Annotated in this window: 9 protein-coding genes, 1 tRNA gene and 1 pseudogene; 7 read left to right on the top strand and 4 right to left on the bottom strand. The window is 67.4% G+C overall.

Going from position 1 to position 9631, the window contains the following annotated elements; all coding sequences use genetic code 11:
* Nucleotides 1-388: 388 nt before the first annotated feature.
* The gene (locus ACFOYX_RS09030; protein WP_322444064.1) at nt 389-850 is read right to left on the bottom strand and encodes a MerR family transcriptional regulator; all 462 of its coding nucleotides are present in this window, start codon (nt 848-850) and stop codon (nt 389-391) included.
* Nucleotides 851-964: 114 nt separating this feature from the next.
* On the opposite strand from ACFOYX_RS09030, the gene ACFOYX_RS09025 reads away from it, so the two are divergent.
* The 3 genes from ACFOYX_RS09025 (at nt 965) to ACFOYX_RS09015 (ending at nt 3732) form a co-directional block, all read left to right on the top strand.
* Complete coding sequence (locus ACFOYX_RS09025) at nt 965-2014, top strand: aldo/keto reductase (RefSeq protein WP_322444063.1); 1050 nt, start codon at nt 965-967, stop codon at nt 2012-2014.
* 99 nt (nt 2015-2113) lie between these two features.
* On the top strand, nt 2114-2278 hold the full coding sequence (locus tag ACFOYX_RS09020; RefSeq protein WP_322444062.1) for a hypothetical protein: 165 nt from the start codon (nt 2114-2116) through the stop codon (nt 2276-2278).
* Nucleotides 2279-2433: 155 nt separating this feature from the next.
* On the top strand, nt 2434-3732 hold the full coding sequence (locus tag ACFOYX_RS09015) for a hypothetical protein (RefSeq protein ID WP_322444061.1): 1299 nt from the start codon (nt 2434-2436) through the stop codon (nt 3730-3732).
* Nucleotides 3733-4590: 858 nt separating this feature from the next.
* On the opposite strand, the gene dcd is transcribed toward ACFOYX_RS09015, so the two are convergent.
* Complete coding sequence (gene dcd, locus ACFOYX_RS09010; protein WP_109801158.1) at nt 4591-5175, bottom strand: dCTP deaminase; 585 nt, start codon at nt 5173-5175, stop codon at nt 4591-4593.
* A gap of 99 nt (nt 5176-5274) precedes the next feature.
* On the opposite strand from dcd, the gene ACFOYX_RS09005 reads away from it, so the two are divergent.
* On the top strand, nt 5275-5835 hold the full coding sequence (locus ACFOYX_RS09005) for a pyridoxamine 5'-phosphate oxidase family protein (protein WP_109801159.1): 561 nt from the start codon (nt 5275-5277) through the stop codon (nt 5833-5835).
* Nucleotides 5836-5912: 77 nt separating this feature from the next.
* Here ACFOYX_RS09005 and ACFOYX_RS09000 read toward each other — a convergent pair whose 3' ends face one another.
* Complete coding sequence (locus tag ACFOYX_RS09000; RefSeq protein WP_322444060.1) at nt 5913-6896, bottom strand: zinc metalloprotease; 984 nt, start codon at nt 6894-6896, stop codon at nt 5913-5915.
* Between the two features lie 254 nt (nt 6897-7150).
* On the opposite strand from ACFOYX_RS09000, the gene ACFOYX_RS08995 reads away from it, so the two are divergent.
* Nucleotides 7151-7224 (top strand) — tRNA-Gly (locus tag ACFOYX_RS08995).
* An 89-nt stretch (nt 7225-7313) separates the two neighbouring features.
* On the opposite strand, the gene ACFOYX_RS08990 is transcribed toward ACFOYX_RS08995, so the two are convergent.
* On the bottom strand, nt 7314-8090 hold the full coding sequence (locus tag ACFOYX_RS08990) for a site-specific integrase (protein ID WP_336636922.1): 777 nt from the start codon (nt 8088-8090) through the stop codon (nt 7314-7316).
* Between ACFOYX_RS08990 and murJ the strand changes: the two are divergent.
* Nucleotides 8009-9031 (top strand): annotated as a pseudogene (gene murJ / locus ACFOYX_RS08985) (murein biosynthesis integral membrane protein MurJ); the annotation flags it as partial. The gene ACFOYX_RS08990 and the pseudogene murJ sit on opposite strands and share 82 nt — an antisense overlap.
* A gap of 289 nt (nt 9032-9320) precedes the next feature.
* On the top strand, nt 9321-9578 hold the full coding sequence (locus tag ACFOYX_RS08980; protein ID WP_322475181.1) for a VOC family protein: 258 nt from the start codon (nt 9321-9323) through the stop codon (nt 9576-9578).
* Nucleotides 9579-9631: the final 53 nt, after the last annotated feature.

Here is a 9631-nt window from a genome sequence, read left to right as displayed (position 1 = left end):
AGCCCGAGCCGCAACGACAAGCCGCTTAACTCCCGCTGGCCTCAATCCCTTGACACGTTCCGTCCGGGCGGCTGGTGGCCTCGCCATCCAACGGCAACTCTGCGCGCCGGCTGGGCAACGACTGCCGTGGGTGTCGGCCTGCTTCTACTCGCGATCTACCGGCAACTATCGGCGTAGCGGGAACTTGGACCCGCACCGTCAGGTTGGAAGGACGAAGATCACGACCGACAAGGACCTGATGGGCCAGGTCAAGGGCAGGAAGTTCGAGACTGTTCGTGCCCCCTGGTGACCGTCCGAGGTACGGGCTACTGGCACGTGGATGGCACGGCGACCTATGCATTGCGATTCATATGGCCAGCTCCAACAAGAAACCTGGGCACATGGGGATCTAGGAGCTGACCGATTTGGTTGGCGTCTGTTCTTTGTCTGCCGAAGGGGATGGGGCATGGCATTGGCGGGCGGTGGGGCTCCCCGGGTCGAGGAGGTCCTCATACACTCCGACCTTGAACCTGATCAGATCCAGGCACTCGGTGAGCCTGCCGATCTGGGCGGTGACGTGCGCTTGGTGCTCGCGCAGGAGCGTGAGTCGTTCTTCGGCGTTACCGGCTCCTTCTCTGACGAGGTCGGCGTATCGCCGGAGCGCGGGTAGGGGCATGCCGGAGGCGCGGAGAATGATGCAGACGGTGAGCCAGTCCACGTCATCCTGGCTGTAGACGCGACGCCCACCAGGTCCGCGTCGCACGGGGTTGACGAAGAGGCCCTCGTGCTCATAGAAGCGCAGCGCGTGAACGCTCAAGCCGGTATGTTCGGCGACCTGTCCGATGCTCAGACTCGTTGTGACCTCAGCCATGCCGTTCAGGGTAACGGGTTGACCTAGAGCCGACTCTAGATCCTAGGCTCCCCGCGTGATCGACGCTTCTGTCGCTCTGTGTAATCACGGCTGAACCAGTGAGGAAGCATCACCATGCGCTATCGCACCCTCGGCGGAACCGGTATGGAGGTCAGTGTCTACTGCCTCGGGACCATGATGTTCCAGGCTGTCGGCAACCCTGACCACGACGATTGCGTCCGTATCATCCACACGGCCCTCGACCAGGGCATCAACTTCGTCGACACCGCTGACATGTACGGACAGGGTGAGTCCGAGGAAATCGTAGGAAAGGCGCTGCAAGGGCGCCGCGACGACGTCGTACTCGCCACCAAGGTGCATTTCAAAATGGGCGAGGGTCGCAACCGCAGTGGCAACTCACGGCGCTGGATCCTCAAGGCGGTCGAGGACAGCCTCAGGCGCCTGAACACCGACTGGATCGACCTCTACCAGGTCCACCGCCCCGACCCCTCGACCGACATCGAGGAGACGCTCTCGGTTCTCAGCGACCTCGTGCACCAAGGGAAGATCCGCGCCTTCGGATGCTCGACGTTCCCGGCCGAGGAGATCGTCGAGGCGCATCACGTCTGCGAGCGGCGTAGCCTCGGACGCTTCCGCACCGAGCAGCCGCCCTATTCGATCCTGGCCCGCGGAATCGAGGCCTCACTCCTGCCCGTCTGCCAGCGCTACGGAATGGGCGTACTGGTCTGGAGCCCACTGGCCTTCGGCTTCCTCACCGGCAAATACCGCAAGAACCAGCCCATCGACCTGGCAACCGGCCGTCCCACAATCCGGCCGGAACTATTCGATCCCACGAACGCGGAAAACGCTTCCAAGCTCGACGCCGTCGAACAACTCGTTGAACTCGCGGAAAGCATCGGCTGCACCCTCCCCCAGCTCGCCGTAGCGTTCACCGTGGCCCACCCCGCCGTCACCTCGGCGATCATCGGACCGCGAACCATGCAACAATTGGAGGACCTCCTCAAGGGGGCCGCGCTCACCCTGGACGATGCGACACTCGACCGGATCGACGAGATCGTGCCGCCCGGCACCAACCTGTTCAACCCCCACGCTGCCTCGCCCCCGCGCACACTGACCGACACGGCCCTGCGTCGCCGCCCACTCGCCGAACGCGCCGCCAACTAATCCGGGTGGTGCCCGGCGGCGCGGCCCGCTTTGCGGGCCGCCTTGATTCTTAAGAGCCCAATTCGGCAACCGTGAAGGGGGCACCTATGAGTCCTCGATATGCTCGTTGACTTCATCGGCCGCGCCGACGTTGTGCTGCCACCTGGTTGCCCGACCTTGCTTGCCCGCCAAGAACAGCGCTACCACCTTTTCGAGGAACTTCGTAGCGACGCCGTGGTAGTGCAGGTCGGCTCGGAGGTGGAGGAGGTCCTGCAAGCCTGCTAGGCAATGCGTCAAAGCCTGTGGTGGGACGCCCACTCGCGTCCCACCACACCCTTGACAAGATCCCCTGAGCAACAGAGAGGATGTGGCACCCGCACCCGCCTTCGGATGGTCCGAGTGACTGCCAACCCGGTGCACAGTCAAGGGAGAAACCCGTCATGACACTGACGCAAAGGCTGCGCCGCCAGGTGAGCTGGCTCGCCGCCGCCGTGCTCGTCACGGGCGCGGCACCGGCGACCGCGGCGCACGCCGCGACGACCACCACCATCGCGGCTCCGGTGGTCACCCCCTCGTTCCCCATCTACACCGTGGGCACCGCGGTCACCTTCACCTTCACGCCGGGCTCCACCGATCCCATACCGGTCCGCTACCAGTACCAGTTCGACGACGGCAGGACCAGGTCCGTGCGGGCGACGGCGGGCGTCGCGAGCATCACCTGGATCCCCGCCCGGCGAACCACCACGTTCACCGTCGCCGCGGTGGCCCGGGACGGCGCGGTCAGTGCGCACACCGTCGACATCCTCCTAGCCGACGCCGCGACCCCCGCCGCCGACCAGGACCTCAACGGGGACGGCTTCGCGGACCTGCTCACCGTGGGCGGGACCCCCGGCCTCACCTCCGGGCTCTGGCTCGCGACCGGCCGCGAGGCCAGCACACGGGGTCGGGTCCACGCTCCCGCCACGAATATCGGCGCCAACGGCAACGGCATGTTCCTCACCGATACGCCCGCCGATTTCGATGGTGGACAGGCCATTACCGGGCAGTTCAACGGCGGCGGGTTCCAGGACGTGCTGGTCTACTACCCGACCGGCCTCCATGCGGGCGAAGCGGTGATCCTTTTCGGCAGCGGCGACGACTCGGTTCTGCAGCCCCAGTACAGCGGCAACGCCCAACCAATCTCCAACGGAGTCTTCACCGACCTCAACGGCACCAACCCGATCCAGGTCGCTAACGCCTACGACGCCTCGGGCATGGGTTCGCCCTACGACGACCTGATCGCGATCAACGGCGACGCCGGCGTCGGCTACTACCTCGCCTACTACCCGAACTACGGCGGCACGGGCGCGTACCCGATCCCCGTGCAGCTGAACACGCCCACCCCGACCGGCGGGTCCGACTGGGACAGCTGGACCATGGCGACCACCCTGCTGCCGTCCGGCACGGCGATGTTCCTGTGGAACGAGTCGACCGGCCAGCTGTATCTGTGGGAGGGCATCCGCTTCATCGACAACGGCGACATGACCGGCGCGATCAGCTACACGCAGTACCAGATCTCGCCCAGTTGGCACCAGGGCAGCCCGCTGTCCACCCTGCAGGCCACGGACTTCGACGCCGACGGTGTTCCGGATCTGTGGGCCGTCGATCCGGCCGGCGTCGTCACCGCCTACCAGGTCGCCAACCTGTCCACCGCTGTACCGGCGACCGTACGAGCGGGGCAGCCGCAACACCTGTCCTAGCCGGTGGCCGTGCGAGGGCAACGGGCGACGCTCGGCCCCCTCGCACGGCCCTCGCCGCGTCACATCCCGTTCGCGTCGCCGGCCGAGTGCGGCAGCACGAACCGCTTGACCGCCGCGCCGCTGATCGCAGCGCAGAACTGCCGGTAGCCGGCGTCGGACCGGCGGGCGGATGGACGGCCGGGGCTCAGCCGGCGTCGACCAGTCCGCCGGTCGCGACGGCGTTGGTCCGGTGCAGGCTTACCGCGTGTTCCGCCCTGCACAGCTGACAGCGGTCAGTACTTGGGCTCGACCGGTAGGGGCAGCTTGTCCGCCCATGCGCGGAGAACCTCAACAGCCTGCGTACGGAGCGTGCCCTCAGCGAGGTCCTCGCGAAGCGACCGGCGTTCGATCGGCTGGGCGACCTCTCGATAGAACTGGAGGTCTTCGAAGCCGTAGGTCGCGACGTCGTGATACTGGCTCCGAAGATCAGCCAGGGTATCCGCGCCCAGTAGCAGGCGACGAGGCACATCGGGCAGGGCTCGCTGCTGGCATACATGACACCGTCCTCGAACAGGTGCTGTCCCAGAGGCGTTCGGAGACCTTGGCGAAGTCGTCGGGGATCTGGCCGGTGACCATCCGGGCCGGCGCGAGGGCGGCCAGGTCGACCGGGTCGCGCGGTGCTCGGCCGTGGCCGGTGGCTGCCGACCATGACTCGCCACGTCCCCGCCCCGGTGACCGGCCCTGAGTACGTACACGCACCTGATGCCGGAGAGCGAGGCGCGGACGAGGCGGGCGGTGGACGCGATCCTCGAGCGTGGCCGGATCGATGTTCACAGCAAGGGACGGCCTGAGATACGAGTGGATCTATTGCACAGCGGGTCAGTGCCTGCTTGTCGGCCAGGTGCGCCAGTTCTGCCAGGACCGGCTCGGCGTCGGACCGCGCTGCCCCTGGTAGCGCGAGCCGTAGACGGCCGAGCCGTACGGGTGCTCGGCCGGCGAGGAGAGCCGGAAGATGCAGAGCTGCCCGATCTTCATCCCGGGCCAGAGGGTGATCGGCAGGTTCGCCACGTTGGAGAGCTCCAGCGTGACGTGGCCGGAGAAGCCCGGGTCGATGAAGCCGGCGGTGGAGTGGGTGAGCAGCCCGAGCCGGCCCAGTGAGCTCTTCCCTTCGAGGCGGCCGGCGAGCTGGTCGCCCAGCGAGATCACCTCCAGCGTCGAGGCGAGCACGAACTCACCCGGGTGCAGCACGAACGGCTCGCCCTCCGGCACCTCGACCATCGAGGTCAGGTCGTCCTGCTGGACCGACGGGTCGATGTGCGTGTAGAGGTGGTTGTTGAACACCCGGAAGAGCTTGTCCAGGCGTACGTCGATGCTGGACGGTTGCACCAGCGTGGGCTCGAACGGCTCCAGCGCGAGCGTGCCCGCCTTGATCTCGCTGACGAGGTCGCGGTCGGAGAGCAGCATCGGAACACCATAGCGAGCACGGCGCCGAGCGCCGTCACCGGAGCGGGTGACCTGCGTGTCGGGCTGCGCGTTCGTACGTGTGTTCGATAGAATGTCCGCATGGCTTCCTGGTCCGAATTCGCCGCCGACGAGCCGCGCCTCGCCGACGAGATCCGCCTTCTCATGCAGCAGTACGGGCCGGGCTTCGGCTATCTCGCCACGGTCCGCGCCGACGGCGGCCCCCGGGTCCACCCGGTCTCGCCGGTCATCACCGACGAGGGGCTCTTCTGCTTCGTCATCGACTCGCCGAAACGCCGTGACCTCGAACGCGACGGCCGCTACGCGCTGCATTCGTTCCCGCCCGAGGAGAGCGACGACGAGGCGTACGTGGCGGGCCGCGCCCGACCGGTCACCGACCAGGCCCGGGTGGCCCGGGTCGCCGAGATCGGCCGGGCCGCGCCACAGGTCGACTGGCGGCTGTTCGAGTTCACGATCGACGTCGCCATGCTCACCCGTCGCGGGCAGAGCGAGGCGACGAGCCGCGGCGGCGGGCAACCGGCCGTCCAGGTCTGGCTCGACCCGCGGGCGGCGCATCTGGCTGGCGACGCGGCGGGCGTACCCGATCAGCGGCCGGCCCGGCGCGGACGGCACGGCTTCGACACCCGCCGGACGGCGGCCTGACCCTGGCCGAGGCCCCGTGAATGCGGCGGTGCCGGCCCCGTCGTGAGACGGAGCCGGCACCGGCGTCTGCTGGGGTGTTACGCCGCGCGGTAGGCGTTCCACGCGGTCAGCATGCGGCTCGCCTGACCAGGGGTGAACTGGTACATGCACGAGTCGTAGGTGTAGTCCATGAAGTTGGTGATCGGGTCCAGGCCGGCCGTGGCGCAGGTGTCCCGCCCGGTCGGGCACTGGAACGCCGGCGACGACTCCGCCGGGGTGTCGCTGACGCTGTCACCCGAGCCGGAGCACCCGCCCTGGAAGGTGTGGTAGAGGTTCAGCCAGTGGCCGACCTCGTGGGTGCCGGTGTCGCCCTGGTTGTAGTTGGTGGCGGTGCCACCCGGCAGCGACTCGCTCAGCGCGACCACGCCGTCCATGCTGTCCAGCTTGCGCTTCGGGAAGGTCGCCCAGCCCAGCAGGTCGTCGCTGAGCTCGCCCAGGTAGAGGTTCAGCGTGTTCTTGCCGCCCTCGCGCAGCGAGGTCTTCATCTGCCGCTCGGCGGAGGAGCCCTGCACGATCGGGTACCAGGCGGCGTTGGTCACGTGGTGGACCTTCTGCAACTGGAAGCCGAACGCGGTGGGCGCGCCCCCGGTGGCACCGCTGTAGGCCTGGTTGAGCACGTCGATCTGGGCGGTGACCAGCGAGTCCGGGATGTTGCCGCCAGCCCGGGTGGCGTCCCGCTGGATGACGTGCACGACGACGGGGATGGTGACCGTGGCCAGGGGGGTGGCGCCGGCGCCGGCGCGGAAGTTGGCCCGCTCGCGCAGCGCGGCGGCGAGGTCGGCCTCGCGGTCACGGACCTGCTTGACGGTCAGCTCGTTCGGGTCGTGCTTGGCCGTGCCGCCCTTCTTGACCCGCGCGTCCGAGTGGACGTCGGTCGGCTCGGCGCAGGACGCGCCGGGGGCGGCCGAGAAGGCGGAAGCAGCGGGAACGACGCCCACGGCAGCGGTGCTGAGCAGCAGCGCGAGGGTCGTCGACGCGACACCGGCGGCACGCCGGGTCAGCAGGTTGGGACGAAGTCCCATGGGCCCACCTCTTTCTGGCGGCACGACAGGGGGTATGTCGGGCCGTGGCTGAGAACGTGCGGGTGACGTTACAACCGATCGACGGATTTGAGAACGGGCATATGTTGCCGTGGTGAAACTTTCTCCTGTACAGGGGCGGGTCCGTGATTTCACGGTCGTGACAGGGTGGTTTCGCCCGGGGCTGGCGCGCCGGGGGCCGCGCCGGGGTGCCTGGATGCACGGCCGCGGTGACTTCAGGTACAGTGGTGCCGCCTGCGGGTGTAGTTCAATGGCAGAACATCAGCTTCCCAAGCTGACAGTGCGGGTTCGATTCCCGTCACCCGCTCCACGCGAAAGGCCCTGGTCAGGACGTCAGTCCGAGCCGGGGCCTTCGACGTTCCGTAGCCAAGGACCAGGCCGCGTGCCATTAACGTGCCATTAGCCCCGGTCATCCCCGGCCCCGTTCCGGTCCGCTGACCGCTTCTTGCCCTTCTTGCCGCCCGGGCTTGCCGTTGGTCTTGCCCGCGCCGCCGGCTTCTTGGACGTCTTCCGGTCCGCGCGCAGCACCTCGTGCAGCGCCTGGGCGATGGCACGATCCGCCTCCGCCGTCGCGTGCTGGTAGATCAACGCGGCCTGCGATGAGTCGTGCCCCATCTGGGCCATCAGGTCACGGGTGCTCGCCCCGGTCCGCGCGGCGAGGGTGTTCCCGCTGGGCCGCAGATCGTGGAAGTGCAGCTCCGGCTGGCCGATCCGGGCAACACTGGCCTTCCAGTTGATGAGCTTGTTGAGGTTGCCCCGCCAGATCGGCCGCCCGCTCTCGGTGGTGAACACGAACGCGTCCGGGTTGTCGTCGACTTCCGCCGCCAGGTGGTCGCTCGCGACCTCGACCACGGTCGGTGGCGGGCTAACCGTGCGCCGGCTCGCCCGGGACTTCGCTGGACCGAGGACCAGGCCGACGCCGCGCTGCTCGGTGTACGCCTGCCGGACCCGGATGGTGCCGACTGCCGTGTCGATGTCCTGTCGTTGGAGGGCGGCGACTTCGCCCCAGCGCAGGCACCCGAAGGTGGTGACCAGGACCAGGGCGCGGTACCGGGGCGGCACGATGTCGGCCAGCTTGAAGACCTGGGCGAGCGTCAGGGGAGATGACGCTACTGGCGATCGGCACCAGCGCAGGGGTCTTCGCCCAGATGACGCTCGTGGTGTGGGCCCTGGCAAGCAGCGGTTTCCCGTTGCGGCCGCGCTGGGATCCGCGGGGTATCGCGATCCGCCGCATCGGTCGCCTCGGCGGGTGGGTGTTGATGTCGGTCGTCGCCAGTCAGGTGCTGCTCGCCGTGGCCACCCGTGCAGCGTCGTTGAGCGGGCCGGGCGGTGTCACCGCATATCAGAGCGCCTATGCGGTTTTCCAGGTGCCTTTCGCGGTCGTCGCGGTGTCGGTGATGACCGCCATGTTGCCGCGTCTGACTCGCAGTGCGGCTCGTCTCGACCATACGCAGGTCATCGGCGACCTGTCGCTCGCCGTGCGCGCCGCGGCCGTAGCCATGGCACCGATCGCGGTGGCGATGATGGTCCTCGGTCGGCAGATCGCCACGCTGCTGTTCGACCATGGTCGTAGCGTGGCGTCGACGGTGAGCCTGTTGGGCGTCGTCGTGACGGCGTTCGGGTTCGCCCTGGTGCACTTCACCGGTTACATGATCTTGCAGCGGGGGTTCTACGCCCTGCAGGACACGAAGACTCCAGCATTGATCACCGCGGGTGTCACCGCGATCGGAGTTGCCGGATGTGTGGGTGTCATGTGGCTGCTCCCTTCCGCCGACATCGTGATCGGTGTCCCCGTCGCCTATGCCGCTGCTTACACCGTCGGCCTCATCGCCACAGCTATCATGCTGCGCCGTCGCCTTGGCCGGGTTGATGGTCGCCGGCTGGTCCGCACGCACATCCGAGTTCTCGTCGCGGCAACGATTGGCGCCGTCTGTGCGACTCTCGCCGTTCGGACGCTGGTACCGGTCGTCGCTTCAGGCTGGATCGGATCACTGATTACGATCACGGTGGCTGGCTTGGCAGGCGTTGCCAGCTACGTCGCCGCCGGACGGCTCCTGCACCTTACGGAGCTCCGGCAACTGGTGACCACAACGATGGGCAGTATCCGTCCGAGCTGAAGGTTGCCCGCATCCACCACGCCAACGCCCCGGGACAGCATTGTCATACCGCTCTCCGGGCTCTCTTGGGCTATCCGCATCCGCCGCTGTCCGCGCGTTTGGCCGCGCCCGGCGCATTGCGCTGTCATGCCGAATTGAATGCGTGGCGCGTAGCGCTCGGTAATCTTCGTCCTGCGCCACGGGGAACGGCCATCACCGGAGTGCGCGAGTCGACAAGCCGCAGCGTTCGGAAGACAATCATGAGAATCTCATTTGCGAGCAGGAGGACCACATGCGTGTCATACGCGTTATGGCCGACCTTCGAGTGGCTGACGTTGAGGCAGCGAAGAGCTTCTACACCGACTACCTCGGGCTGAGTACCGAGGAGTTCAACATGGGATGGGTGGCCCGCTACACCTCTCCGGACAGCCGGGCGAACGTTCAGCTCGTGACGCGCGACGCAACCGCACCCGAAGACCCGGTCATCTCCGTCCACGTGGATGACGTGGAAGGTGCTTATGAAGATGCCCAGAAACTCGGCTACGAGATCGTGCATCCACTGACGTGATCTCAACAAGAATCCGGTAGGTATCGGTATTCGAAATGGGTGAGGTGGAGAGC

This window comes from Micromonospora sp. GCM10011541 (genome assembly GCF_042650725.1).
Classification (GTDB): Bacteria; Actinomycetota; Actinomycetes; order Mycobacteriales; family Micromonosporaceae; genus Micromonospora; species Micromonospora sicca.
Note: the sequence above shows the minus strand (reverse complement) of the source record. Positions and strands in the feature narration are given on the sequence as shown.

Excerpts from the sequence above, each read along its gene's own strand:
- ACFOYX_RS09000 (WP_322444060.1), bottom strand. The coding sequence starts at position 6,896 with ATGGGACTTCGTCCCAACCTGCTGACCCGGCGTGCCGCCGGTGTCGCG.
- ACFOYX_RS09015 (WP_322444061.1), top strand. The coding sequence starts at position 2,434 with ATGACACTGACGCAAAGGCTGCGCCGCCAGGTGAGCTGGCTCGCCGCC.
- ACFOYX_RS08980 (WP_322475181.1), top strand. The coding sequence starts at position 9,321 with ATGGCCGACCTTCGAGTGGCTGACGTTGAGGCAGCGAAGAGCTTCTAC.
- dcd (WP_109801158.1), bottom strand. The coding sequence starts at position 5,175 with ATGCTGCTCTCCGACCGCGACCTCGTCAGCGAGATCAAGGCGGGCACG.
- ACFOYX_RS09005 (WP_109801159.1), top strand. The coding sequence starts at position 5,275 with ATGGCTTCCTGGTCCGAATTCGCCGCCGACGAGCCGCGCCTCGCCGAC.
- ACFOYX_RS09025 (WP_322444063.1), top strand. The coding sequence starts at position 965 with ATGCGCTATCGCACCCTCGGCGGAACCGGTATGGAGGTCAGTGTCTAC.
- ACFOYX_RS09030 (WP_322444064.1), bottom strand. The coding sequence starts at position 850 with ATGGCTGAGGTCACAACGAGTCTGAGCATCGGACAGGTCGCCGAACAT.
- ACFOYX_RS09020 (WP_322444062.1), top strand. The coding sequence starts at position 2,114 with ATGCTCGTTGACTTCATCGGCCGCGCCGACGTTGTGCTGCCACCTGGT.